At 38.6% G+C, this 24,289-nt stretch carries 26 protein-coding genes and 2 pseudogenes; 4 read left to right on the forward strand and 24 right to left on the reverse strand.

All coding sequences use genetic code 11. The annotated features are described in order from the left end of the window. The first annotated feature begins 102 nt into the window (after positions 1–102). Together ACAN56_RS12745 and ACAN56_RS12750 are read left to right on the forward strand one after the other, a co-directional pair. A complete protein-coding gene (locus ACAN56_RS12745) occupies positions 103–1,566 on the forward strand; it encodes a discoidin domain-containing protein (RefSeq protein ID WP_379143165.1) in 1,464 nt (487 codons plus the stop codon). A gap of 55 nt (positions 1,567–1,621) precedes the next feature. Beyond that, positions 1,622–2,086: a hypothetical protein gene (locus ACAN56_RS12750; protein WP_379143167.1), complete on the forward strand. Its 465-nt coding sequence runs from the start codon at positions 1,622–1,624 to the stop codon at positions 2,084–2,086. A gap of 298 nt (positions 2,087–2,384) precedes the next feature. Here the strand turns inward: ACAN56_RS12750 and ACAN56_RS12755 are convergent, their stop codons facing one another. From ACAN56_RS12755 to ACAN56_RS12775, 5 genes are all read right to left on the reverse strand, one after another. Beyond that, complete coding sequence (locus ACAN56_RS12755; protein WP_379143169.1) at positions 2,385–4,085, reverse strand: DUF4127 family protein; 1,701 nt, start codon at positions 4,083–4,085, stop codon at positions 2,385–2,387. Positions 4,086–4,249: 164 nt separating this feature from the next. Continuing rightward, the gene (locus tag ACAN56_RS12760; protein WP_379143171.1) at positions 4,250–4,681 is read right to left on the reverse strand and encodes a hypothetical protein; all 432 of its coding nucleotides are present in this window, start codon (positions 4,679–4,681) and stop codon (positions 4,250–4,252) included. An 808-nt stretch (positions 4,682–5,489) separates the two neighbouring features. Then, entirely contained in the window at positions 5,490–5,792 is a 303-nt protein-coding gene (locus ACAN56_RS12765) for a hypothetical protein (protein ID WP_379143173.1), read from the reverse strand. Positions 5,793–5,885: 93 nt separating this feature from the next. Further along, positions 5,886–6,500 (reverse strand): hypothetical protein, encoded by a 615-nt coding sequence (locus ACAN56_RS12770; protein WP_379143175.1) that lies wholly within the window; start codon positions 6,498–6,500, stop codon positions 5,886–5,888. Positions 6,501–6,505: 5 nt separating this feature from the next. Beyond that, positions 6,506–7,675 carry an RHS repeat-associated core domain-containing protein gene (locus tag ACAN56_RS12775; RefSeq protein ID WP_489685697.1) on the reverse strand — a complete coding sequence of 390 codons (1,170 nt, stop codon included), beginning with the start codon at positions 7,673–7,675 and terminating at the stop codon, positions 6,506–6,508. A 5-nt stretch (positions 7,676–7,680) separates the two neighbouring features. Here ACAN56_RS12775 and tnpC point away from each other — a divergent pair. Further along, positions 7,681–8,334: pseudogene (tnpC, locus tag ACAN56_RS12780) on the forward strand (IS66 family transposase); the annotation flags it as partial. Between the two features lie 317 nt (positions 8,335–8,651). Here tnpC and ACAN56_RS12785 read toward each other — a convergent pair. From ACAN56_RS12785 to ACAN56_RS35495, 3 genes and pseudogenes are all read right to left on the reverse strand, one after another. Next, on the reverse strand, positions 8,652–9,098 hold the full coding sequence (locus tag ACAN56_RS12785; protein WP_379143179.1) for a hypothetical protein: 447 nt from the start codon (positions 9,096–9,098) through the stop codon (positions 8,652–8,654). Between the two features lie 17 nt (positions 9,099–9,115). Further along, on the reverse strand, positions 9,116–10,363 hold the full coding sequence (locus ACAN56_RS12790) for an RHS repeat-associated core domain-containing protein (RefSeq protein WP_489685699.1): 1,248 nt from the start codon (positions 10,361–10,363) through the stop codon (positions 9,116–9,118). Next, positions 10,343–10,744 (reverse strand): annotated as a pseudogene (locus tag ACAN56_RS35495) (hypothetical protein); the annotation flags it as partial. The pseudogene ACAN56_RS35495 and the gene ACAN56_RS12790, both read right to left, overlap by 21 nt. Before the next feature lie 295 nt (positions 10,745–11,039). Between ACAN56_RS35495 and ACAN56_RS12795 the strand changes: the two are divergent. Further along, positions 11,040–11,540 carry an RNA polymerase sigma factor gene (locus ACAN56_RS12795; protein WP_379143183.1) on the forward strand — a complete coding sequence of 167 codons (501 nt, stop codon included), beginning with the start codon at positions 11,040–11,042 and terminating at the stop codon, positions 11,538–11,540. 182 nt (positions 11,541–11,722) lie between these two features. Here the strand turns inward: ACAN56_RS12795 and ACAN56_RS12800 are convergent, their stop codons facing one another. The 16 genes from ACAN56_RS12800 to ACAN56_RS12875 form a co-directional block, all read right to left on the reverse strand. Then, entirely contained in the window at positions 11,723–12,928 is a 1,206-nt protein-coding gene (locus ACAN56_RS12800) for a M56 family metallopeptidase (RefSeq protein ID WP_379143185.1), read from the reverse strand. A gap of 1 nt (position 12,929) precedes the next feature. Then, on the reverse strand, positions 12,930–13,307 hold the full coding sequence (locus tag ACAN56_RS12805) for a BlaI/MecI/CopY family transcriptional regulator (protein ID WP_379143187.1): 378 nt from the start codon (positions 13,305–13,307) through the stop codon (positions 12,930–12,932). 252 nt (positions 13,308–13,559) lie between these two features. Beyond that, positions 13,560–14,042 (reverse strand): hypothetical protein, encoded by a 483-nt coding sequence (locus ACAN56_RS12810; protein ID WP_379143189.1) that lies wholly within the window; start codon positions 14,040–14,042, stop codon positions 13,560–13,562. Positions 14,043–14,053: 11 nt separating this feature from the next. After that, the gene (locus tag ACAN56_RS12815) at positions 14,054–15,106 is read right to left on the reverse strand and encodes an RHS repeat-associated core domain-containing protein (RefSeq protein WP_379143191.1); all 1,053 of its coding nucleotides are present in this window, start codon (positions 15,104–15,106) and stop codon (positions 14,054–14,056) included. 342 nt (positions 15,107–15,448) lie between these two features. Beyond that, on the reverse strand, positions 15,449–15,886 hold the full coding sequence (locus tag ACAN56_RS12820; RefSeq protein WP_379143193.1) for a hypothetical protein: 438 nt from the start codon (positions 15,884–15,886) through the stop codon (positions 15,449–15,451). Positions 15,887–15,899: 13 nt separating this feature from the next. Beyond that, positions 15,900–16,340, reverse strand: a complete 441-nt coding sequence (locus tag ACAN56_RS12825) for an endonuclease toxin domain-containing protein (RefSeq protein WP_379143248.1) — start codon at positions 16,338–16,340, stop codon at positions 15,900–15,902. A gap of 71 nt (positions 16,341–16,411) precedes the next feature. Then, a complete protein-coding gene (locus ACAN56_RS12830) occupies positions 16,412–16,996 on the reverse strand; it encodes a hypothetical protein (protein WP_379143195.1) in 585 nt (194 codons plus the stop codon). Positions 16,997–17,685: 689 nt separating this feature from the next. Next, on the reverse strand, positions 17,686–18,312 hold the full coding sequence (locus tag ACAN56_RS12835; RefSeq protein ID WP_379143197.1) for a hypothetical protein: 627 nt from the start codon (positions 18,310–18,312) through the stop codon (positions 17,686–17,688). A 215-nt stretch (positions 18,313–18,527) separates the two neighbouring features. After that, the gene (locus tag ACAN56_RS12840) at positions 18,528–19,214 is read right to left on the reverse strand and encodes a hypothetical protein (protein ID WP_379143199.1); all 687 of its coding nucleotides are present in this window, start codon (positions 19,212–19,214) and stop codon (positions 18,528–18,530) included. Further along, a complete protein-coding gene (locus tag ACAN56_RS12845) occupies positions 19,186–19,611 on the reverse strand; it encodes a hypothetical protein (protein WP_379143201.1) in 426 nt (141 codons plus the stop codon). Before ACAN56_RS12845 ends, ACAN56_RS12840 begins: the two co-directional genes overlap by 29 nt. A 413-nt stretch (positions 19,612–20,024) precedes the next feature. Next, a complete protein-coding gene (locus tag ACAN56_RS12850) occupies positions 20,025–20,498 on the reverse strand; it encodes a contact-dependent growth inhibition system immunity protein (RefSeq protein WP_379143203.1) in 474 nt (157 codons plus the stop codon). A 12-nt stretch (positions 20,499–20,510) separates the two neighbouring features. Continuing rightward, positions 20,511–21,095: a polymorphic toxin type 28 domain-containing protein gene (locus ACAN56_RS12855; protein WP_379143205.1), complete on the reverse strand. Its 585-nt coding sequence runs from the start codon at positions 21,093–21,095 to the stop codon at positions 20,511–20,513. A gap of 137 nt (positions 21,096–21,232) precedes the next feature. Beyond that, positions 21,233–21,751 carry a hypothetical protein gene (locus ACAN56_RS12860; RefSeq protein ID WP_379143207.1) on the reverse strand — a complete coding sequence of 173 codons (519 nt, stop codon included), beginning with the start codon at positions 21,749–21,751 and terminating at the stop codon, positions 21,233–21,235. An 18-nt stretch (positions 21,752–21,769) separates the two neighbouring features. Beyond that, positions 21,770–22,300, reverse strand: coding sequence for a polymorphic toxin-type HINT domain-containing protein (locus tag ACAN56_RS12865; RefSeq protein ID WP_379143209.1), 531 nt, complete (start codon positions 22,298–22,300; stop codon positions 21,770–21,772). Between the two features lie 413 nt (positions 22,301–22,713). Beyond that, complete coding sequence (locus tag ACAN56_RS12870) at positions 22,714–23,082, reverse strand: DUF7674 family protein (RefSeq protein WP_379143211.1); 369 nt, start codon at positions 23,080–23,082, stop codon at positions 22,714–22,716. Between the two features lie 14 nt (positions 23,083–23,096). After that, positions 23,097–24,289 (reverse strand): polymorphic toxin-type HINT domain-containing protein (locus tag ACAN56_RS12875; RefSeq protein WP_379143213.1); only part of this gene is annotated, 1,193 nt, incomplete at its 5' end.

A 24,289-nucleotide genomic window follows, 5' to 3' on the forward strand; every position in this document is an offset into this window, starting at 1 on the left:
CCCGTATACAAGTTACATTCAATCTTAGTATAATTTAACAGGTGATTATTTCATTTACCATTGTTGAAAAATACTATGTGACATGAGAAAGGTGCTAAAAGAATGAAGCTTTTAAAAAAAGTATGCTTGATATCGTCTATACTTGTACTTCTTTGTAACTTGAGCCAAGTGTACGCTGAACCAGCCGATGTAGAGTCATTGAAAAATAACGCCAGCTATTATCAATACTCCAATGGGAGCAGCAGATTGAATTATAAAATATCCCCCTCTGAAACAACTTATTACCTATACGACTCCAACGGCAATACGACTAAAAAAATCAGTTCAAAAAAACCTCCCATGTTTACCTCTTCTGAATATAGTGGTTTTGAAGCTTATAGATTAGGTGACAGCAGCTCTAGCACCTTTTGGTCAAGTAATGGTCACCCTGTAGAAACTGGACAGGAATGGGTTGCTACGGATTTAGGTGAAAATCATATTATTAGTGGAATCAGTTTAACTCCCAGAAGCACATTAGGCTTTCCAAAAGATTTCAAAATCCAATTCAGTGATAACGCTGTAACATGGTCTGACGTCCCCCATCAGTCTTATACAAACTATGTTAATAACGGTTCTGTGCAATCGTTTAAATTTGATAGTTCAGTGGTAGCCAGATATGTTCGGGTGTATGCAACAAAGTTGGGGAAAGATGATATGGGCAACTATTACTTTCAATTATCCGAGTTCAATGCTGATCTTAGCAATATTGCAGCCTCATCTAGCTTGCAAGGTTGGTCTGTTAACAGATTAACTGATAATAATACCTCCACCCTTTGGTCTACTCCGGCGCATGGGAGTGAATCAGCTACAGAGTGGATTGCCTTCGATTTAGGCAACATGGAGACCGTAGGCAGTATTAGCTTAACTCCCCGAGGAACCTATAGTTTTCCTAAAGATTTCAAGATCCAGACCAGCAATGATGCTTTAACTTGGTCTGATGTTCCAAACCAAAGCTACACCAATTATGTAAATAACGGGAGTGTGCAAACCTTTACTTTTGAGAGCTCAGTACTGGCTAAGTATATCCGGGTCCACGCCACTAAATTAAGTAAGGATGACATGGGCTCGTACTATTTCCAGCTTGCCGAATTCAAGGCTAACATCACCAATGTGGCTGCATCATCAAGCTTAATTGACTGGCCTGCCAGCAGATTATCAGATAATAATACTGCGACTTCGTGGTCAAGTGTGGCACATAGCAATGAGTCAAACACAGAATGGGTTATTTTGAATTTAGGAAGTACAAAATCGCTTAGCGGAATTACGCTATCCCCGCGGGCAACCTTAAGCTTCCCAAAGGATTTCAGTATTCAAGCTAGCAATAACGCTATAGTGTGGACAGATATTCCAAATCAATCATATGCCAATTATGTTAATAACGGATCTGCGAAGAATTTCAATTTCACTACTCCCGTTTCAGCAAAGTTTATAAGGATTTATGCGACCAAACTTAATGTTGATGATAGGGGGAGTTATTATTTTCAACTGAATGAAATAAAGGCTACTCTCAGTAGCCTAAAACTCTAATCATAGCAAAAACCCACCTGAATCAGGTGGGTTTTTATCAAGGAGACTTTATTTAATGAAAAAGAAATGGGTTTTTTCTTCTTTCCTCATATTTAATCTCTTGTTGTTTAACTTCAATAACTTCATCTTTGCTGATTCTTACGAGCCGGCTCCGAATGAACAGATTAAAACAACTATACAAACTGAATTCAAATTAAAGTATCTTAATTCGTTGAATTCAGTGAAATCAGAATACGGCCTCGAAGGAAAAGAAAATTTTGAAAATGCACAATTGAGTTCAGGAACTGCTTACTACAAAATATCTGATGATGCAAATAGTAGTGAGTTAGTTTTTGCAGGTTATATCTTTTCAATAAAGTTGAATAATATAGATGTTGGAACAATTTATTCAAACAATGACTCAGGTTCGTGGGAGATATTCAACATTACTAGTAATATAAATAATGAGCAATCATTTTCAGCAACACAATCATCCCTTAAAGAAGGAGAAGACGTAAAACTTGTTAGTGACGTTAGATAAGGTATAGATGCTTTATACATCCATGGGCTAGCAGGGGAACGAGTAATAGATCTGAACAGCAACAACGCTACATCAGGTAGCCTCCACGCAGAGAATACAATATCCAAATCCGTTTTTGATGAAAAAATAAAAAACATTAAGGAAAAACGGGCTGCTTCTCCTACTAAAAACGGAGTCCTTGAAATGGGGGCAGGACAAGTTAATTTCACTGAACCTGAGGCTACCTCTAATAACCTTCCAGTAATTTTATTTCTTTTTGGCGTTATCTTAGTTATTCCTGTCTTATTTGTCTTAACACTTATTCTAAGGTTACATTAGGACTCAAGGTAATCTCAAAAGCACGGCCCCAAATAAAATCGGGATCATCATGAAGGAGTTCTGCACTGACATATTCCGAAAATGACCAAGTGGTTCCACAAATCTGGCGGACGTTATAAGCCGTTCCAGAACCGCCGTTAAGGAATGCACTTTTCCCGGAAAGCGAAGCCGCATGCGTCTGCATCCGCTCCCTCAGCACGTCTTGTAAATGCAAATAGTCCGCTGGACTATTGAACAAAAGCATATTTTGATCTGCAATCGTAGCGATATTTGTATACAAAGAATTGGCTCTCGAGTACTCCCGGATTTCACCAATGGCCAACGTTTTGTAATAATAGTCTTTCAAGAATCGCTTAAACAAAAGCGTACCGTGAGCGTTGACTGCTGAACTGAGTGCCTCGGCATCTTTTTCCGTAACCAAGTACGTATACCGCGCCTGGCCCATACCCAGTGCAATTCCGATCTTGTTACCTGGCGTGTTCCAGCCACTGTATCCTAAAATACTCCCGGTATGCTCGCTACCCAGCAATGCTTCGGTTACAGTGGCATTCGCTGCGCCGCCACCCACGAAATCAATGACTACAGTCGGAACGTGCTGGGTACTATTGGCAGCAATCCGGCTGACCGCAGCCGTTACCTGATTCGCAGCAGTTATCGCGATAATTTCCACGGTAGGTGAAGTACTCACAGACTTTCCGCCAACAATATCCACATGACGCAAAATATTTTGATGCACATCCATATATTCATATGGACTGGTGATGGTGGAGCCATGTGGTCCAAAGTATTGTACGGCATACCTTGGCTTTGCTCCGCTACGGTAGAGCTGATTCGCCATACGTGCCACTAGCGCCTGCCCCAATCCGTCTGCATCCGGAAGAATAATAGCCCGCTTTGGGTTTTGACCATTCGTTCCGCCAAGACAAGCATTGATGCGCCCTTCCAGAAAGTTAATCTCATTGATTTGTACCCCCTGCGTATTGGCATCATCGACACCCACCGCGAGAAAATCAATGTATCCCGCTTGGACCAGCTTCTCTAGAATGTAACGATTACTCTTGAACTTGTGCTGTCTGGTATTGTAATACTGGTCTTTATTAAAATGGGCCGTACTGCCATAAGAACCGGTTGGTGACAAGTTATATCCGGTGAGAATATCAGCAAACTGTGAAAAACTTTTCCGTGGCTGTAACATGAAATTGCGTGATTCTGTATAGGCTTCAAAGGTTAAACCTTCTGCATAAATCGTTGTGGCTAGCCTCAAAATGGTATCCAGTACATAGACCGGCTTCTTAGGATAAGATTGTTTAACTAAACGAATCACGTCGAGCAGATTCGTGACAGTCGCATCATAATCCGGGTAAGCTCCGCCTGCACTCGTCCGAAGACGGCGACTTCCGATCAAGCCCCCATAAGCTAGCATATCAGTTGAGATGATAAAGCCATCTACAGAGGCTGCATTATTAAGGATAAACTGCCGGATGTTTGCGGTATTTCCATAGGTGGGTGAAGAGGTCGCCAGTAATGTTGTTCCCGATGCTGTCTTTTGTGAATCCAGCCGGTTTCTAAGATCGCCCACACTTGGCGTGATCACATTGATCCCCGCCGATCTCCCTTGGACAATGACATCATCCAGGTTAACCGGTCTATCATCCAACGGCACATACAGTACATTTTTCATTTTTATCAAGCTCCCTCCCAAACCCATTTCGTTCTCCTTTATTTGTGCCTTACTTATAGGGTAATTTAAGCGGACGAAATACAACCAAAAAAAATATTTTGTTTGTTGTGCGTCCAGCGAGGTACTGGGGGCACCGGGGGGCAAAAAAAAGACCTTGAGGACTATTATATCCTCAAGGTCTTACACCGAAAACCTTGTACTGCAAGATATTTAAAGTCCCCATACCGCTCTCGCATCCGCTTCACCCAGTTTTCAAAATCTTTACTGGCTTCGGCCAGCGAAACGTTCTCTTTTCCATACGTAAGGGTGATGTACTTATGTCCCTTGGCAAAGTTCAGATTCATCAGGTTTTCGAATCGTTCTCGTTCTGCCAACGACAATCGTCTTGGCTGTGAGATGCTATTACATCGTGAGGAGTCGTCCAGATCCAGCAACTCAGGTTTCAAGGTCATGTTAGAATTAATTCCTTCTACTTTTACTTGGCGCGTAGTCATCGTTCGGTAGGGCTTCATGCGGCTAGGGTATATAAATTCCCCATACAGCTTTACTTTCAAGTAGTTACCTATCCATGTTGCCTGACAGTTATAAGCACACATACGCTTCTTCCTCCTTTGGTAGGGCCCCTTTTGGGGTAGCCTTTGCCATAAATAAAGCAGGGAGAGAAGAGTGTACTCCGTGTGTTTGCCATGAAGAGAGGATTAACTTATGACGGATTTGTTACGGTTAATTATGGAAATGCTTGGGGGTAGGGCATTTGTAGGAGAGTTAAATGAAATGAATACAGCGGATTGTAGTATGGCAAATACAAGCGTTAATGAAAGTACGGACGTTTTCCTTACTTACGAATGCAAACACCTCCTGCAGCGCCTTAGAGAGGGATAGTGTCCATCTAATCGCAAACGGAGGAACTTTGGTATTGCTACCCCTCGCTGCGCTCGGAGACTCCGCTTCGCTTCGTCCTTAGTTCGGTTTAAGAATCTGAAATGGATACAGACGATTTAAACCAGGGGATTTACGATTATAATGCTCATACATTCGGAAGTTCACGTTTAGAAAGGTTCGCCCATCTAGAGTGACTTCTGAGTCCGTAGCAGTCGTTCTATCGCTTAGGGACTGGGTATTTCTATACGGCTAATCTATTCTGTTAATCAAAATCCTTCATGCAGGTGTTTTTCCGAAGACTGTTTATTTAAACTCATCTGGAAGTGTTCGGAGGTGAATGAGTGAGTGATGTGGAGGTGGTCAATTAGCCGAGGGAAGTAAGTATATATTAATTAAAATAAAGATAAGACCTTAGAGCTATATTCTCTTATTCACTGCTCCCAGTCAATTAAGTAATTACTCGCGGTTTCAAAATAAAAATAAAAGACCACATGGAGTGTTCCTCACATGTGGTCTTTGAAATTATTGAATATACAAAAAATCAATTACTTTCCCTTTACCCACTTCCTTATCTGCTACTTTCATTATAAAGCCACACCCTTTCTTCACCAAATCACAAATCGAATCAAATACCATTTCGTCAACAGTAACCATGCTGATATCCACTGTATACCATTCATTCATAGTAAACATTTCTATTTTATCTGTTGGAGTTATTATACCTGAGTAACTAAATCCATTTCCAAAATCTATACTCGGCCTCATCCTCACACTAATATTAAACGGTACGTTCTCATATGAAATTGTTGCTGAAAGTAAGAGCATACTCCCCCCTTCCCTTAAAGTGCCTGGAGTACACTCCATGTGGTCAATAAATGATTAATAAAGTTGTATACAATATATAATATACTAGGTAATTCAAACAAACCAAAAGTGATCTTTTATCCTAACCATCCAAGTAACTTTATCCCAAATATTTGCTGACACCTGCCCGTACCCCTTAAGACTAAGATTAGTTCTTGGCTTCTGAATTCCAAAAACCCATCTTACCACATTATGACTATTTAGATTCATCTCATGGATATCGTCGTAATAGTCCACAATTACTTCTACACCTAATGCAGAAACAAGTAATTCATTAACCATCTTAGGAGATAATAATATCTTCGAGACTTCATCATAAATTGGCTGGGTAAGTTCATCAAGCAAATCACTGTCTAAGTAAATAATGTTCTTTGTGTCCAGGGAAAATCTTGTCTCATAGGTGTTATCTAACTTACTTAACATTACTACAAATTTAATAGAGTTAACTTCCCCGCTTATTGATATAATTCTTCCTGCCTCAAGTAGTCCTATAATTTCCACTGTGTCAGTTTCACACGCATGAATTTGCAAATCTTCGAAGTCCCAATTTTCCACAGACTCAATCTCATTAATAGTAGGATTAAGCCCTCTTCCTTGCACGACACCAAGTAGCCAATTTAAATTGATTACATTTTTGGTAAATACAATTATATTGAACTTAGCACTCACTTATATCACCTTCCACCATTAGCTTCATTAATCGCCCTAATCACTCTTGTGGAATGTGCACCCGGATAAAGACTGACAAAATCACCGTTTTCTTTGACTCTCAACAAATCGTTTCCTCTAATATAATAAAACTCATTATAATTTGCGTCAAAAACAACTCTATCGGGATTCTCGAATATGTTATTAGCATAGTCTTTGTATTGTTGATGAGTCATTCCCGGATAATCAAGCTTATGCTCTCCATATCCCCCCCCAAACTGCTTATTGTCAAAGTTAATGGATTTAAAATTCGCAATTTTGGCTGTGCTCTTAAGAATGATTTTTTCTCCCGTTTTAACTCCGTACTTCTCCATAATTCCTTTAGCCAATCCGCCCTGCCCGTTACTTTCCATCATAAGAATTATTGAGCCATCTTCTACATAAGCAAAAAATGATAAGGTCATTCTCATAACCATCATCTGGTCATTAGAAATACCTTTCCCGGAGTTAGCAAGTTTATCAAATGCTAATCTGTCACTATTCCGCCACGCAAGATAATAATCCCATGCTACAGTACCATTGTTGTTATATAGAACCCCATTTGATCCTATTGTCCGAGTTTCTAAGGCTGAACCTCCAATTTCTTGCATATGTCCCGTCGGATCAGTATAAATCAACGGATTATTACTCACATACGTATACAAATTCAAACTCAGCGGATTATCAATCTGCCCTTCAACCGTATCCTCATTTAAAAACCGCCCGATACTCGGATCATAATACCGTGCACGCAGATAGTAAAGTCCCGTTTCTGCGTCGTAAATCTCACCAGCATATTTAAAGGAGTTTTGTATCCCTTCCGTCTGGCTCGTGATATTCCCCCATTCGTCATAGCTGTAGGTGTTAACCGGTGTTCCGCTGGTATTGACGATTTGCACCACATCGCCATGACCGTTGTACAAATAGTAGTAATCCTTTGCTGCTGTCTTGTCCTTTTTCACCAATACCCGGTCTCCACGGACAAAAGAGGACTTTTGTATTACAGTGCTGCCGCTTAGTTTCTCCTCTGTGATAACTTGGCCACTAAAATCATAGTTGACCTGAGTATGGGTCGTTCCAGTGCTCTTCAAATATCGAAGGCCGTCTGCATAGTAGGTAAAGCTGGTCGTATTCCCATTTTTGGTCAATCCGGTCAAGGTGCGGATTCAGCGGATACCTGCACGTGGACGGGTATGCAGGCTACCACAAAGTGGCCAAAGTTACCTTGGTCGGGTGCTGGGCTCATGCGCGACGCAAGTTTGACGAAGCCCTGAAGGCCTTACCGATTGGAACGGCCGCGCAGCAGGGGCTCACGTTTTGCAATCAGTTGTTCGCGATTGAACGGGAATTGAAGGAAGTGACGCCGGAAGAACGAGAGAACGTCCGAATGGAGCGCATTCGCCTGATTTTGGATGCTTTTTCGACATGGCTTCGTCCGCAAAAGTCTCGTATCCTGCCGAAGAGCGCACTGGGCCAAGCGATTACCTACGGCCTGAATCAGTGGGAGAAGTTGACCGCTTTCCTGAAGGACGGACGCCTGGAAATCGACAATAACCGCAGCGAACTGGGGAGCCATTTGTGATTAGACGAAAGAACTGGCTATTTGCAAACACCCCGCGCGGAGCCAAGGCCAGTCCAGTGATCTACAGCGTGATGGAAATGGTAAAAGAGTACGGACTTACTCCGTTCCAATACTTGAAGTTTCTGTTTGAACAGCTTCCACCAGCTCCCTGATCTTAAAGATGCGGAAGTGCTAGACCCGTTCATGCCTTGGTCATCCACCTTGCCGCCGATCTGTCGGGTATTAAAGTCCTAACCTCATCCTAAAATTACAGCCCTCATCTTGATGTCAAGGTGTGGGCTATTTGACGCTTACGTTTTACCTTGCAAGAATTACATCTGCAACTTTCTGTATTCGTTTTGGTACTATTTCACTTCTCTGGGTATATCTTTAAAGAGCAACTCATTCTGATGGCCTTATTATATTGGGTTAAGTTCTAACTTTTTAATAAATCGATACTTGATGTTGATTCAATAAAAAGACAAAAAGAAACCACATGGAGTAAGACTCACATGTGAAAAAAATGAATTGTCTATTGATTTTAAGTTTCGTGTTTGTGATGATGATCATTCTTATTCATTCAAATAAGGTCTTAGCCAAATTGACTTTAATTCACCACTATTAACAATGGCAACAGTATTATTAGCAAATTCAACACCAATGTCATTTTGTGAAGTCTCTTCATTACCAATGCATATCCAACCTGTCTTTGGATCATAACTGGTGCTCCATCCTTCTTTTAGTCGTTTCGAAGTTCCAGGTTCAATTAATTCTTGAAGCCGAAGTTCACCCACAAAGTAACAGGGCTGAATTAAATCCCTTTCATTCCAAGTTGTATAAGAATTATATCCCCAAACTTGTTGGGCTAACATTGTTTCCGAATCAACCCCAAGATACAAGAAGTTCAACATTAAAGTAATATCTGCATTCCTACTCGGTTTAAAATCAAATGAATATTCCGATTTAATATAAAACAATTGTCCTGGTAGCTTTCTTCCATTGTCCGATGCTATAAACATGAATATCAAATCCTTTATTATTTAGTAGTGAAATTAAAATGAACTACTGTGTTTGTATCTAGATCAACAACTAGCTCCCATTTCCCAGTACTTCCTCGGAAAGTCCCATTAACACCCCATTTTAGTCCATTCTTTAATGATTCATCTGCTATAGGAGTTCCACCATTCATAATTTCCTGCATCAACAGTGTTGTTCCATTTGATTCAATATAAGGTCTAGATTTCTCTCCTTTCAGAGCTCCCTTTTTAATTATGTCATCAATATGTTTTTTTACAGTGTTAGTCATTTTTAAAGTTTCTGCTTTTGGTATGGATACTTTTTCCTCGACTTTAAAAACAACCTTAATCCACTGCCCAGCTTTTTGTAGTAGACTTACTCCGGCTTTTTCAGCAGCCTTTCCAACTTTCAGAGCAGCCGCTTCAGCTGCGGATATCGGAATAAAGTTTATTGCCAGATTGGCGGCATACAAGAAATGCTCGGCACTCAACGGCTGGTCATTGCTATTGATATAGTTAGTAAGCGCTCCTCCTGTATACCAGTCAACGGCTGAATAAACGCCTTCTCCTGCCTTTACCCAGGTCGACTTTGGAGGGCTATCCCCGCCGACTCCTGCTCCCCATTCTTGTCTATGTCCCGTCGGATCAGTATAAATCAACGGATTATTACTCACATACGTATACAGATTCTGACTCAGCGGATTATCAATCTGCCCCTCAACCGTATCCTCATTTAAAAACCGCCCGATACTCGGATCATAATACCGTGCACGCAGATAGTAAAGTCCCGTTTCTTCGTCGTAAATCTCACCTGCATATTTAAAGGAGTTTGGTATCCCTTCCGTCTGGCTGGTGATATTACCCCATTCGTCATAGCTGTAGGTGTTAACCGGTGTTCCGCTGGTATTGACGATTTGCACCACATCACCATGACCATTGTACAAATAGTAGTAATCCTTTGCTGCCGTCTTGTCCTTTTTCACCAATACCCGGTCTCCACGGACAAAGGAGGATTTTTGTATTACAGTGCTGCCGCTTAATTTCTCCTCTGCGATAACTTGGCCACTAAAATCATAGTTGACCTGAGTATGGGTCGTTCCAGTGCTCTTCAAATACCGAAGGCCGTCTGCATAGTAGGTAAAGCTGGTCGTATTCCCATTTTTGGTCAATCCGGTCAAGGTGTTTTGTAAATCATAGGTGTAGCTTGTATCGCTCAGATCCAGACTGGAGCTGACGCTCTCGCTTGAGGTTAGACGATTGCCACGCACATCATACGTGTACTGTGTGCTTTGACCATTCGGCCGTTTGATTGACAGTAGACGATTCAAAGCATCGTATCCGTAGCTTGTCGTTTTTGCTGCTCCATTATTGAGGACTTCAGTTACCGCTGTAATATTCCCATTATTATCATAGCTGTAGTTGTATCCCGAAAGCACGGAGCTACCCTTTGTATTCTTCATGCTCTCTACCCAACCGAGTGCTTTGTTGTACGTGTACTCTGTTTTTAAGATACTTCCATCCGTCAACGGCGGGTACGTAATTGTCTTGACTCGGCCATTTGCATAGTAGCTATACTGTACATTGTCGGATGCGGCTTTGCTTAGGGACGCGCTGCCATTGGTTTGGACGTTGACCAGGCGCTGACTGTCAAACTGGTAGTTTACATCTCATTGCCATCCGTCGGATGGCTTGTTCACGTTTTAATATATTGACTAAAGCAGGATGCCACCGACTCCATTTCTAAATAAATCATTACAAATTATACATATAATATAATATATAGGAACAAAAGTTTTTTGATGGTATACTGGATTGATAATTGTAAATTAATGTATATTTCAGCATCTTTTCACAATTTCAAAACGGAGGGCTGCTTTGCTTCAACGTTTTCATAACATACAAATTCTCAGGAAGGTTCTATCAAACAGTTAAGGCGGTGATGAGATGGGGCTTGACGATGACCAGCGCCATGCTATTGAAGAATTATTTCGAGATATGCTATATTCCTTATCGGCTTATGCAAATAATGCACTTCATAACTACTCACTAGCTGAAGATGCTGTTCAGGAGACATTCAGGATTGCCTGCACAAAAGCCTATATATTATTGTCTAGTCCAAATAGGAAGGGATGGCTATTAATTACCCTAAAGAATGTCATTAAGAACATAATTCGCAGCCGAACATATCTTAATAGCATTGTAGTTTCTTCCGTCGATTTTAATGAGAATATCATATCCGTGGGTGAAGATAGACTTGATGTTGATTTTTTGTACTCCGACTTAATCGACGTTAAAGAATATAAATTGCTTAAAAGAATTGCCTTGGACAAGTATTCAGTGCTGGAGGCGGCGCAAGAACTTGGAATATCAGTGGAGGCGTGTAAAAAACGAATTCAACGAGCAAAAAAAAGTTTAAAAAATCAGCTTAAAGATAAACTTGAATAATGCAACCTGACATAAACAAATAAACAGAGGCCAGCACTAATTGTCTGGAGAAGTGCTGACCACTGCTAAGTTTGTTTGTGGGGCAAGAAACAACTATTACATATACGGGCTATCTCGATTTTTCAAATAAGATTACCCACAAATAACTCAAATGCTTCGACTTCTTGCATAGAAGAAAAACATTATCGCGACTGCTTTAACAACTCTAGAAGGTGGGTCACTGCATTATCACTATTGTTATCGCTGTTAGGAGAAGCGGCAACTACTTCAGGACGAGTCGGTCCTTGTGAGTTAATTGCGTTCGTCTTGTCGTCGTAAGGGCGGCGTAACAACTTTAGGAGTTGGGTTACTTCATTATCCGTATCTTTATTACTATTAAGAGATGCGACAACTACTTCAGGACGAATGGATTCTTGCGAGTCAGTTGCCGCAGCCATAGCTGCACCAGTCATTAGAACACCTAACATCGTCATACAAAGAATAATAATGCCTGTCTTCTTCTGCTTTGTGTCCATAATTGAAAGAATGCGACTTTTCATATTTCTTCCTCCATAAAAATTTGTTGAAAATGCTGTTTGGAGCTTTGCCCCGTTCTTTACAACATTAATAATTGCTTCAGCATATTGCTTTCGCCGCTGTAAATCCGCTCCCTGGATAACTATTGCGTCACAGGAGATTTCACACTGTGCTGCTACGGATCTTGACATTAGATAAACTATCGGATTGAACCAATGAAGCACGGTTGCCATTAAAATCAATGCCTTATACCAAAGATCATGCCTTTTTAAATGAACCAACTCATGCTTCAGTATCATTGATAATTCATCATCAGAAAATTGTTCAGATGGCAGCAAAATCACTGGACGAAAAAAACCGACCAGCATGGGGCTTGTAATAATCTGACACTCACGTAACTCTACATTTTTTTTAATATTCATCTCTAACTTTAATCCATCTAAAATTTTTAAGCATTTGAAATGAGCTATAGGAATGCTCCAACGGCTTACCAACTTTAAAAAATATCTATATCGCCAAATATGATAAGCCGCGATACTTATAGAACCTAGAACCCAAATTACCAGAAATATCCACCATAATAAAATAGAAGCTGGAGTGTTTATAACATCTTGCACGGGCATAGTTGGATTGGCACTAATAATTGTGTGTACAGACGTTAGCGGTATATCTGAAAATTGCATAGGTTTCAACAAGAAGTCAAATTGAGGGCCAAGCGGAAACACCCACCCGACTGCAATTATAATCCAACCTATGTAACACCACTTTGCTGCATACCGTTTCGATAAAACGGGTAGTATTGCCGCATAAATAAGTGTCACTAACGACATAGTAACTGAATTCAGAAATAAAGTACTAAAAAACTCCTGCATATTATTCCTTCTTTTCTTTCAGCCACGTTGTCAGTTGGTCAAGGTCAATGTCTTTTATCTTGTTTCCGTCATATAACCTTGCTACCAGACTTGTAAAAGAATTTCCATGAAAGCGTTCGATAAAGTCGCTAGTTTCAAAATTCAGGTAGTCATTTTTTTCAATAAGCGGAAAGTAGAGGTTTTCCTTGCCGTTCTTCTCCGATCTGATAAAACCTCGTTTAGCCAACCTCAACATAAGTGAGACGACTGTCTGAGCCTTCCAACTTCTTTCACTTCCCAGTTGTTGCATAATGATACTGGTTGTTACTGGCGCCTTATTTGCCCATATCACTTTCATAATGTCAAACTCTGCATCTGGCAGTTTTTTAATTGTGCCCAACGTATCACCCTCCCAAGACATTTGTCTTACTACTTTATTTTACATTTGTCTTGAATGAACATCAATCATTTTTAGAAATTTTACAATTGATTCGTCAAACAGATTATAATGGGATGTCAAATGCTTTTCTACATGAAAAAAAACCACATGAAGCATTCGCTCACATGTGGTAAGTAGGATATCAGTATTAGAACTGTAAGAGTTGGTTTATGCCTTTTCTTAATTTGTATAATTTCGTAATCTTAGAATATATTAATTTTTTTTAAATACCCATTGATTTCTGGAAAACTGTTCTTCAATCATGTCATTATATTGTTCCTCTGTTAAAACTTTAACTCCCTGTTCCAGGAATTTTTTTAATCTGTTATCAAGTAATTCCTGAAAATCTCCTAGTCTGATTTCTGTAACCATCAATTCAATAGACTCTGGAGCTTCAACAATGCTAAGTTTGAATTTACATGAATCCATCTCTTTGTCCTTTGTCAATACAACACAATTTATAACAAAATCCATGTCCATTTTTCTCGCTTCATTTTGATCTCTTGGACGATACCATAAGCTATTAGTATGATCTTTAAATGTTTCAACTCCTTCTTTAAAGGGTTCTGTATAATAATACCCATGTTCAAAATATAAGAACTCACCGCTTTGTGGAAAACTAAAAACAAGATCCAACAAAAAATCCAACTGATCACCATCGTCTTGAAAGATATTTTCCAAATAATATACTGTCATTTTCATTCTCCTCACCAAGGGTACTCTTCATCATCACCAAATAGGTGCATTCGATTGTTTGTTACAGGATGGAAATGGTCCCGATAATAATAGTTTCCTTTTATATTTTTAAATGGTTGTCCTATGTGGAGGTTTCCAACCACATTGCCACTTCGATTATAAACCTTAACCTTGAACATATCTGTTGTCTGAGGAACTCCAAATGTATAACCATTTTGAGTCATATACGCCCTTAGATCACCCACATTTTGCCACATAGTGTTATTATTAGTCGTATCTATATATTTCAGCGATGCAGTAAAATTAGGACTATCAAATATTAGTCTTAATAATGCGTCTCTCTCACTTAATATACCCTTTTGTTGATCCAAAACTAAAGTAGAACTTAAGCCTTCCTCAGAGGTATAGTCAATAGCTAAATATCCATTACCACTATATGCAAACTCCGCAGTTCCTCCCATACAACCGTTGGAAAGATAGTTACATGCATTATTCCGTATCTCACTTGCACCAGCCGCCATTGAAGCTTTGGATTTTCCAGTATCCTTAACATATTTATTATACTGTTTAGAACTCATTTGGTCTAAGAGTTGCCAACCTCTTTGATAATCTTCGACGTCTTTCCTAGCAACAGGATTTAAAAATTTATCGTACCCATAAGATTGTTCAATCTTATGACCGCTTGGATCAGCATACCTCAACGGATTATTGTGCACATACGTATACAGATTCTGACTCAGCGGATTATCAATCTGCCCTTCAACCGTATCCTCATTTAAAAACCGTCCGATGCTCGGATCATAATACCGTGCACGCAAATAGTAAAGGCCGGTTTCAGTATCGTACACTTCTCCAGTGTACTTGAAAGAATTAGAGATTCCTTCCACTTGGCTGATAGTATTGCCCCACTCATCATAGGTGTAGTTGTTGACGACCTCTCCACTCGTATTGACAATCTGCACCACGTCACCATGACCATTATACAGGTAATAATAATCCTTCGAGGCCTTCTTATCCTTCTTCACCAATACCCGGTCGCCTCGCACAAAGTTCGCTTGTTCCACAAAGACACCGCTGACAATCTTCTCTTCCGAAACCAGACGATTCAGCGGGTCGTAACCATAGTCGGTCGTTTGCGCCGCTCCGTCTTTACGAGACTCCCTTGCGCCAGAAGGCGCTGTGTCCGGACCTCATAGGAATAGCCGATCTCCTTGGTCTTTTGACAAGCTAGTGAGATTACCTATACCTTTCCACTGGAGTGACTTCAGCCGGACGTCCAGAACGTTGTTCCTGTTTTAATGCAGCTTCGGAACCCAAGTCACAATTAAATCCAATCGGCACTGGGTAGAGCTTTAGAAAGACAAAAAACCACATGGAGTAATGACTCACATGTTGCAAAAAAGTACCTATCTAGCTGATTCAAAAGCGTTTATAACCGCTTCTCCTAATGATTCATAACTAGAATCAGTTGGTAATGTAATGTAGTTCTTTCCTTCGCTTACATAACCATTGTTTTTTCGAAGTGTTGGTTTTAATGTATATAAACTTTTATCTTGATCCATGGTAATAATCACATTCAGATGCAGTTTTCTAAATTTACTATATGGTTTTATTCCAAGTACCTCATCTACACTTCCATCAATATCTTCCGACCAATGGGGATTTCTAATACAATCCTGAAACATTTTGGCCAAAGCTTCTCCTAACTTGCCGTAATTTATTGGCGCAGTAAGTATTTCAATACGGTTTGTAGAAGAATTAAGACCTATATCGTTTGTCGCAGTTGCATTTAAAAATATATCTCCGTGTTTATTCTGATAGCTCGAAATAATGTAATAGACCAAATGAATCTTCTCCTTAATTAATAATTTTAGTAATAATTGATATACCGAGGTTCTTAGCATATTCAGTAGCATCAATTAAAGCTTGAACCTGCGATGAGTTCATTTGTACGTTAGGTATAGCTATTTGAAACATCTTGCTATCGTACATTGATTGATCCAAGACCATTTTCTTACCGTTTGGTCCTATTCCTTCAACAGAAGTTAGATCGTTCAAAGTTCGTATATCTTTTTTTAACTGACTTAGCCACGACCCTGCCTTTTGATAGCTTTTACCTATATCATAACTCTTTATACTTGTGACAATTCGATCACCAAGTTTATCCACAGCTAGCTTGTCAGCACTGGTAAATCGGGTAATGTCTCCGACTTCCGCCACGATTGCCGAAGCGGTAACATTATCAATGCCCGTAAATGTGTTCAGCTTGAAGTCTAGCTTCTGTATGATGTCCCGTATATGATTCTACACATCGCGTTGCCCTTGTTGAAAAAGAAGACCCTGGAATGTTATCCAGGGCCAAATGAATTCTAGGACTTCTTATCCCATACAAAAGGATTACTCTCTATATAATCATATTCTTTAAGCACACTAACCATCTCCTCATTGGAAACGATCCACCTCAATATATTGTGGCTATTTTCAAAGATATTTCTAAATACATTTTCATATTCAATAACTGATTCTACTCCCATTGTTGCAAGTAAGAGATTCTTTGATATTTTTTCAGAAAGCACGATTTTTGAAATGGCGTCATAAAAACTTTGATTATAACTATAAATAATTTCATTATCTAAACTTTTCATCAATTTTGTGTCTATAGATATCCTTATATCAAAAATACCATTTTCAAGTTTGTTAATCATAATTCCAAAAAAGTACGTTGCAACTATCAACCCACTTATTAAAACAATATCACCAGAATCAACTAAATCCTCAAGTGATTTAGCGCTTAGTTTTAAGGTGTGTTCTTTTAAATTTTCGAATTCCCAATTCTTTATAGTTTCAACTTTTTGAATTATGACTGATAACCCTAAAACATTCAAAGATTCAATTATATGTTCAATGTCTATAAAATCTATAGAAAATAAAACAATATTTATGTTTGCGCTCAATCTTTATCATCCCCCATTAGATATTGCTGTTTTAACTATTGTAGAGTCCGCCCCTGGGTACAAACTGACAAAATCTCCGTTTTCCTTTACTCTCAGCAAATCTTTTCCCTTAATATAATAATATTCTCCATTTTTGGCATCATGAACAACTCGATCAGCATTCCTGTAAATATTTCCCGTCATAATTTTATAGAGTCACTTTTTATCTTTTCATTCGCCCAACCATGGGTACTGACACTTTGAAATAGGGCAACAGAGAGTACCGTTGATAACACTACCACAAGACAGATTCCAACGTAATCTACTCGGCTCGTTGGAGTCCATCCTTTTATAAGTATTACGATAAATAATACAGCGAACAATAAAACTGGAATACCTCCACCCCATAAATAAGTAGTTCCTATAATATCCATACCTCGTTGAAAATACGCTGTTGAACCTAGAAGAAACCAAACAAATGACGAGGCACTAAATATTATAGAGAGTATCAGTAAAATTCGTAACCAGACTTTCATATTCTCCCGCCTTTGGGTTGTATATATCAGCTGTGGATTGCCGAATGAGCTTGGATTTAATTTCCTTTCTTCTCCGCATACCCGTGTAGTAGGGAAAAGAATCAACCCTTTTCCTTTGTTTCGAGTTAATATTCCCTCACAGGACTTGTGATAGTAATCAAAGTTTTCATTTCATTAAGCTATTAAATTTCGAAGTGATTGGATATAGCTGTTTGAGGATTTTACCAATAGCTTTTCATAATCTTGGAATTGCGTATTTTTCCACTCTTGAAAATCACTTTCGTTATTAACACCTTGTTGTCTTAAATAATATTTAATGCCCATGATAGATAAATTACAAAAAGAGATGTAATCGTTAAAACTCACTTCGCTATTCACTATTGAACTAAATCTCTTTTGTGCTTTATCAACAGCTTGATTAAGAATCCCCTTCCAAAGGTCTTTACTAAAGATCCCTCTTTCAAAGAAATGTTGTAATATCTCATAATTAAGAACTTCATACTTAGCAGTGACATTAAGTAAGGTCTTCTCAAAATCCAACAAGTCATTATTAGCAAAACCATTAAATAAATAATCAAAATGACCATATGAATCATCTATTGAAAACCACTCAACTATCTTTTCTGCGATAACAGGAATCAATTCATTAATGTGTCCTAATAAGAATGAACCTACAATTTCATGTTCATCATCATGATTTTTATACAATTGTTGAAATAAGTTTAGTAAAATCTTATAAGAACCTGGCTCGTGTTTTAGCGCATTCTGTTGAAGTGATTCTATAACATTGTTAATATCCATTTAACACCCCTCACCAGTTTTTCCTACGATAGATTTGAGTATAGTAGTGTCAACACTATCACATTTATCCGTATTGAATTCATCCACACTCACACCGAGTCTAGTAGTAGCTCATTCACCTTTTTATTACCCAATATCAGGATGGTTAGAGAAGTAATCAACCGTAGAAAAAAAACCACATGGAGCATAAGACTCACATGTGGTTATATAGAGAATTATTCTTCATATAATGTAACACTTAATCCAAGCTCACCCATAATTTCATTGCCTACTTCTACAATTATGTTTTTCTCCGGAAAAATCTCTTTAGCTCTTCTGCTCCAATAATATACAATTATTTCTCCGAACTGTTCTAATATTTTGCTGTTATCCAGTCCTTCTGTGACATTCCCGATAAAGAAGTCAGCGAAACTCCAACTATTAACCCATTGTTGTATGTCTATCTTATTATTATTAAATTGCATTTCTAGGCGTTTTACTTTTTCAATGGCGGCATCACCCTCTTCAATGAAAAAATCAGCAATAAATATATACCCATTGATTTCAATTAGGTCAGGGCATAAAACATAAGAAACAGCAAGAAAGTCTTCTATCGAACAACTATTAGCAGAGTGGTTGAAAAGACTGATTCTATTGCGAGTCTGAAACTCTTCAAAAATCTTATTATTAACAATGCTCTCGTGAATTGTAACTCTATTCATTTCCTCACCATCCGAATAAGTCTTTAATAAAATCAGGAATAGAACCATCCAATTTATATGGTTGGTAGTGTTGACCACGCTGTTATTCGATAACTGAGTGACAGTTCGGATAGAGTCCACTTTTAAGACCGGCATTCCCGTATTGACAGCATCAAAGTTTGCGGAACTTGTATTATAGTAGTTGTAATCTACTACCTTCAAAGACACTTCCTACCGCAATCACCGTTCGTTCCCCAGCTCTATTCATTTCGCTGTGTTCATGAATCGTCGTCCCGGCAGCGTTGATCTTCTGCACATCCATGGAATCCCGGAGCCGCGCTGGCCATTCCCGGTTAGACCACACATCAGCCGCTCCGAGTGCAGTCCAGCTCCGTACCGCTGTCAGTGACAACGGATAAGCCTCACTAATCACCACCATCTTCACAGCTATACTTAGGGCGAACGGTAGGAATTCCTGGGCCAAATCTTCATACACCAGGATTATTTTGGGCTTAATAATAGATGATACTTCTTGTGCTTCCTCGCACGTTCCGCACTCATGAAATCTGAAACGCGGATCACTAAGTTCAGGTTTGATGCCTAAAAGTACAATATGCAATGATGCCCTACCTCCCTATCCAATTTTCTCACAATATAATCCTACACTCTTTAGGCACGTAAACCGTTCGATGAACGTGCTAAAAATGTATGTAATTCTTCAAAACCTCTATAAAGAANGCCTAAAAGTACAATATGCAATGATGCCCTACCTCCCTATCCAATTTTCTCACAATATAATCCTACACTCTTTAGGCACGTAAACCGTTCGATGAACGTGCTAAAAATGTATGTAATTCTTCAAAACCTCTATAAAGAAAGTAAACGACTCAATCCTGGAACACCTCATGAACAACAAAAGAGCTGCGCAAATGCAGCTCTTTTGAATTTACTATAACTTTGTTAGATGTTGCTCTTATTTCCAAGATATACACCAAGTCAACATGGTCTGGTAATTCAAAAAGATTTTTAAAGTTAGCGTTTAGATTTTTGAAGTGTATTTTTAATTTTCAATAATAATTGATAGTATTCTTCTCTTTCTTGATCAGAATATACCTCTTTATCTTCCGGAAAATTCAGTTCATTATTTTTTATTAAACATAAAAATTCCTCCACAAAAGAACTAAGCATACTTGTAATAATCCAATTTTCATTCCATTCGTTCTCGTTAACTTGCGCAATTGCTTCCATTATTTCTCCATCCCCTAAATAACCAACAAGAGGGTTTATTCTTAGTCTATTCAATGCTTCTGGAATAATGTATTGAAGATGCATCGTTTGTCTAATCAACTTCGCTATGTCTCCATGATTTAAATTTTTTATTTTTTTCTTCTGAATACTGTTATACCAAACCGAAAGCGGTACATCTTCGTCAACCTCAAAATTCTCAGTAAAACCTTCTAATTTTGATATTTCATTAATTGTAAGTTCACTTATGTTTTCATTCATAATCTCTCTCTCCTATGGATTAACCGAATCCCTAATTTTCTTTACTTCATTTAGAAATTTTTGTCCTTTTTTAATTGCATCTTGAACTGCCTTTTTTGTTACTTCTGAAGTATTCTCGATAAATAGTTTGCTTCTTTGAGCATTTTTCAGTTTTTCTATCAATTTTTCAATCTTGGCTTCTGATTGCTCAACTTCCCTTATATGATTCCATGATTTACCATTTCTAGGATTTAATTTCACTTTACCATCTTCATCATATAAGAAACCATCTTTTAACTCTTTTTCGTATGCTTCAAGATGCTTTTTATTATTTACAGCTTTTAAGTTTTTTTCAATTTTGTCGATTTGATCTTTTTGTGTTTTTGATAGTTGGTTATCAATAATCTCTTTATCACTAAGCGGCTTATCACTTGTAGCCCATCGATATAGTTTATAGATACCACAAGCTGCCGCTACAACACCCGTAGCTGGACTATTCTTTCTCCTGCTACGAGAGGACTTAAGAGTGTCCCCACTCCTCCACTCATGCCTGAAACCGCACCAACAACTGCATCGTTTATTGATATTTTTCAACACATTACATGTACGTACAGGCATATTTAGAGAAATATCATACGGAAGTGATGAGCGTTAAGTTCTTTCAAGGTGTGCCGCCCGATTCATTCAGTACTGGGTGGGGATAAAAGAAAGATCTTGAGGATTGCCGCCCTCAAGGTCTTTGAAGTAACATTAGGTCATTTAAAATTAATAGTCGTTGATTTTGATTTATATCCTTCTAGTTGACTATTCTTCCATAACTCCTCTACGCCGGAACCTCCAATGTTTATACCGAAAAATTGAGGGTCTAGAAATAACTCCTGTTTATTAGTGCTACTAGTTAAAGATAACCTAAGTGCATCGCAAATAATTTCTTCATTTGTTATTTGTATATTAAACATTTCCATTTGACTAACTTTGTTATCAATCAAACTATTATCAAAAATAATGTCACTAATATTTGATTTTGTTGGTATAGCATTTTCAACCTCTACCCTAACTTTGAATGTTGGAGTTATTGAAATAGAAAGTTTGGAGTACTGCTCAATCGCTTCAATTTTTATGAGGTTAACACCAAATTCTAGAAACAAGTAACTCCTATAAGGCACAAACTCCGCAAGTTCACTTTCTGTTTCCGGGGGTAGAACTACACCGGTTACATAAAAGCTACTCAAAAAATTATTCTGGACTATACTTTTTATTTCTTCCAAATACATTGCGTTCTCCACCTTCTATTATTGAAAAATGAATTTTTTATCCAATCCTTCTCCCGACTCCAAAAGTGTGTGCCATTCACCATTTAGTTTTGTGGTCAAAGTCAAACCATTCCCACGGTAAACTTTGTAAACCTCCCCATTTGGTAGTAACGTGGCATTCCCAATGAATTTAACTTTACCATCATTAATTAAACTCCCAAGATCACTTAAAAATCTTGTAGTTGTCTCGTCATCATAGTTCTTGTATTTGGTGCCAAGGGAGTTTTCAAGGAGTTTTTTATGATCAAGATAATAACTTTTAAAATTCTTACCTGAGGTAAGAATAGTACAATAATGCACCCAAATCCCAAGATTGGATACAAAGTAAGAATGATAATCAACAACCATGAAATTGTAAACAGTTGTTTGTCGCGGCGCTATTTCAATCTTACCAATTGCTAGTTTAGTACCATCACTTGAAACAAGCAAATCTCCAACCTTTAGGTTTTGTACCCGTAAAGATTTCCTGCAAGTTCCATCCTTGCTCCTGACAATAAGAGCGGACTTCATCCTGTTGATACTTCAAGTTTGCCGCCTTACTAGGAATTGTCGTGCTATCCATCCAAGAAGTTACGACTTCTGACCTTCTCACCCTTTCTATCGAGTTAGGGTATTCTACAGTTGCAGACATATCGAAAAAAACGTGAGAAAGCGAAGATAACAAAATACAGGTCAATCATGGTGGTATCTGACCATAATGAACCTGTTCAATGTATCGCCAAAGCGTTATTTAGGTGATAAAATTCAAGCATTTCTTTGCGTACAAACAAAATAGCGAAATTTTCATACGAGCATTACATGGGTTAGATCTGTTATTGGTTGAATGATGAGTACATTCGGCACTGGCCCCCCCTCTGCCTCGGAATAAAGAAAAACGGTTATCCATTATGGATAACCGTCAATATCTTATGAGTCTATGCTGACTAGTTTCTACCTAATGCTCTATCAGCTTCTATTTGAAGTTGTATCGTTTTAGTTCCCATGTATTTCTGTGCAGTCCCTAGAATCGATCTGTCATTTCCAAGTATTTCCAACACCGTAACTGAAAAAACGTTTTTTAATTGAGTATCTTCGCAATTAGATACTTCTTCAAAATAATTAAAAATACTTTCTAATAGATTGATGTTTCTTTCCCCACTTAATAGTTTAATTATTTCAGGCATGAAGATGTCCTCAATTATGACAGTTTCTAGCACCTCACCGTGAAACGCGATTGATTTTCTATACGCATCATCAGTTGACGGTAAGAAGTCTAACATTTTTCTCAAGAATTCTTCCGTTTTTTTATTCATAACCACCAACTCCTCTATTTAAACAGTCTTATTGCTTTCTCTAAATCATCTGTTAAAGCATCAACTATATCTAAATCATTAAGACCAAGTTTCCCGAATTTCGCTAGATCATTTAACTGTTTTAACCGTTGCTGTGCTTTTAGTAGATGCGTTGAAGTACCATCGTAAAACTCTTGTGTTAGTATAGCAGCAGTTCCGCCATCTCCAACCTTTCCTCCTGGTCTATACAGTTCATTTACTATACTTCTTAAATCTCCATTTTGAACAGCAGATAACAATTTTTCTCTAGTTGAACCAGTAAATTCGGACATTTTGCCTAAAAGATTAGTAACACTATTTACACTACAATTTGTATTATGCACCCAAATCCCTAGGTCACTGACGAAATACGTATGGAACTCATCAACCGTCATGTTGTAAACCGTGACGTGCTTGTGCAACAGTTCGATGCTATCTATCTTGAGTGTATTCCCATCGCTCTGTACAAGCAAGTCTCCAACCTTGAGGTCTTTGACGAATGTCCACCCTTTGCCTTCCACATAGAATGGGTGGTTAAAGGTCGATTCAATCACTTGGTCGCCCACATGGATTTGATAAATCTCATCAGTCTCGTGGTTGAACGTAGCCGTAGCCTCTTTATAAGCTACCTCGCCTGTCTCATCATCCTTGGAAAGTACCTTATCCCCTACCTCGATTTCCTCGATAGGTTTCTCCCCTTCGTCTGTTTGGACCTTCGTTCCAGCAGTGAAGCAATTGCAAGTCTTTAGTGCACCTCTTATAAAATCGGTTCCCTTATTCGTTAATTTTGCTGTTTTACCTTGAGGAGTTAACTCTATAAATATCATTCCAGCCGATAGAAAATGCTCTAAAGACCACGGATTCTCCTGAGATATTTTATAATAGTCATTTAATTGAGACATAGTCCCCATTGACCAAAAGTCTATTGCCGAATACCACGTTGAATTTGCCTCTTTAAAAGAATTCCACTCTTTTTGCCAGAATCCAAAATCTTTACCTCCTGCTCCACCTGTGCCCCATTCTTGTCTATGTCCCGTCGGATCAGTATAAATCAACGGATTATTACTCACATACGTATACAGATTCTGACTCAGCGGATTATCAATCTGCCCTTCAACCGTATCCTCATTTAAAAACCGCCCGATACTCGGATCATAATACCGTGCACGCAGATAGTAAAGTCCCGTTT

Source organism: Paenibacillus paludis (assembly GCF_042610515.1).
Classification (GTDB): Bacteria; Bacillota; Bacilli; order Paenibacillales; family Paenibacillaceae; genus Paenibacillus_AQ.

Excerpts from the sequence above, each read along its gene's own strand:
- ACAN56_RS12745 (WP_379143165.1), top strand. The coding sequence starts at position 103 with ATGAAGCTTTTAAAAAAAGTATGCTTGATATCGTCTATACTTGTACTT.
- ACAN56_RS12750 (WP_379143167.1), top strand. The coding sequence starts at position 1,622 with ATGAAAAAGAAATGGGTTTTTTCTTCTTTCCTCATATTTAATCTCTTG.
- ACAN56_RS12755 (WP_379143169.1), bottom strand. The coding sequence starts at position 4,085 with ATGAAAAATGTACTGTATGTGCCGTTGGATGATAGACCGGTTAACCTG.
- ACAN56_RS12760 (WP_379143171.1), bottom strand. The coding sequence starts at position 4,681 with ATGTGTGCTTATAACTGTCAGGCAACATGGATAGGTAACTACTTGAAA.
- ACAN56_RS12765 (WP_379143173.1), bottom strand. The coding sequence starts at position 5,792 with ATGCTCTTACTTTCAGCAACAATTTCATATGAGAACGTACCGTTTAAT.
- ACAN56_RS12785 (WP_379143179.1), bottom strand. The coding sequence starts at position 9,098 with ATGTTTATAGCATCGGACAATGGAAGAAAGCTACCAGGACAATTGTTT.
- ACAN56_RS12795 (WP_379143183.1), top strand. The coding sequence starts at position 11,040 with ATGGGGCTTGACGATGACCAGCGCCATGCTATTGAAGAATTATTTCGA.
- ACAN56_RS12800 (WP_379143185.1), bottom strand. The coding sequence starts at position 12,928 with ATGCAGGAGTTTTTTAGTACTTTATTTCTGAATTCAGTTACTATGTCG.
- ACAN56_RS12810 (WP_379143189.1), bottom strand. The coding sequence starts at position 14,042 with ATGACAGTATATTATTTGGAAAATATCTTTCAAGACGATGGTGATCAG.
- ACAN56_RS12835 (WP_379143197.1), bottom strand. The coding sequence starts at position 18,312 with ATGGATATTAACAATGTTATAGAATCACTTCAACAGAATGCGCTAAAA.
- ACAN56_RS12850 (WP_379143203.1), bottom strand. The coding sequence starts at position 20,498 with ATGAATGAAAACATAAGTGAACTTACAATTAATGAAATATCAAAATTA.
- ACAN56_RS12855 (WP_379143205.1), bottom strand. The coding sequence starts at position 21,095 with ATGCCTGTACGTACATGTAATGTGTTGAAAAATATCAATAAACGATGC.
- ACAN56_RS12860 (WP_379143207.1), bottom strand. The coding sequence starts at position 21,751 with ATGTATTTGGAAGAAATAAAAAGTATAGTCCAGAATAATTTTTTGAGT.
- ACAN56_RS12865 (WP_379143209.1), bottom strand. The coding sequence starts at position 22,300 with ATGAAGTCCGCTCTTATTGTCAGGAGCAAGGATGGAACTTGCAGGAAA.
- ACAN56_RS12870 (WP_379143211.1), bottom strand. The coding sequence starts at position 23,082 with ATGAATAAAAAAACGGAAGAATTCTTGAGAAAAATGTTAGACTTCTTA.